1 protein-coding gene is annotated in these 803 nt (G+C 64.3%); it reads right to left on the reverse strand.

Going from position 1 to position 803, the window contains the following annotated elements; genetic code table 11:
• A partial coding sequence (locus AO057_RS17300; protein ID WP_057677363.1) for a phosphoglycerate kinase occupies window positions 1-803 on the reverse strand: 803 nt, incomplete at both ends.

Here is an 803-nt window from a genome sequence, read left to right on the forward strand (position 1 = left end):
AAAGCCGGCAGGGTCTTGCCCTCCAGCACCTCCAGGAAGGCGCCCCCGCCCGTGGAGATGTAGCCCACGTTCTTCTCGATGCCGTACTTGGCAATCGCCGCCAGGGTGTCGCCACCGCCGGCGATGCTGAAGGCGCTGGACTGGGCAATCGCCTTGGCGATCTCTTTCGTGCCGTTCTCGAAGGCCGCGAACTCGAACACGCCCACCGGGCCGTTCCAGACGATGGTGCCGGCGGCTTTGAGTTGTTCGGCCAATTTCTTCGCGGTCTCGGGCCCGATGTCCAGGATCAGGTCATCGGCTTCGACTTCAGTGGCTTTCTTGATGGTGGCTTTGGCATCGGCCTTGAATTCCTTGGCCGTGACGACGTCCACGGGGATCGGCACTTCGGCGCCCCGGGCTTTCATGGCTTCGATCACGGCCCGGGCTTCCGCCAGCAGGTCGGGCTCGGCCAGGCTCTTGCCGATCTTCAGGCCGGCGGCCAGCATGAAGGTGTTGGCAATGCCGCCGCCCACGATGAGCTGGTCGACCTTGTCAGCCAGGGACTTCAGGATGGTGAGTTTGGTGCTGACCTTGGAGCCGGCAACAATCGCCACCAGGGGGCGTTTGGGGGCGCTCAGGGCCTTGCCGATGGCGTCCATCTCGGCCGCCAACAGGGGGCCGGCGCAGGCGGTCTTGGCGTACTGGGCGATGCCGTAAGTACTGGCTTCGGCGCGGTGGGCGGTGCCAAAGGCGTCGTGCACGAAGATGTCGCACAGGGCGGCCATCTTTTTGCTCAGTTCTTCGCTGTTCTTTTTCTCGCCCTT

This window comes from Curvibacter sp. PAE-UM, assembly GCF_001432305.1.
Classification (GTDB): domain Bacteria; phylum Pseudomonadota; class Gammaproteobacteria; order Burkholderiales; family Burkholderiaceae_C; genus Hylemonella.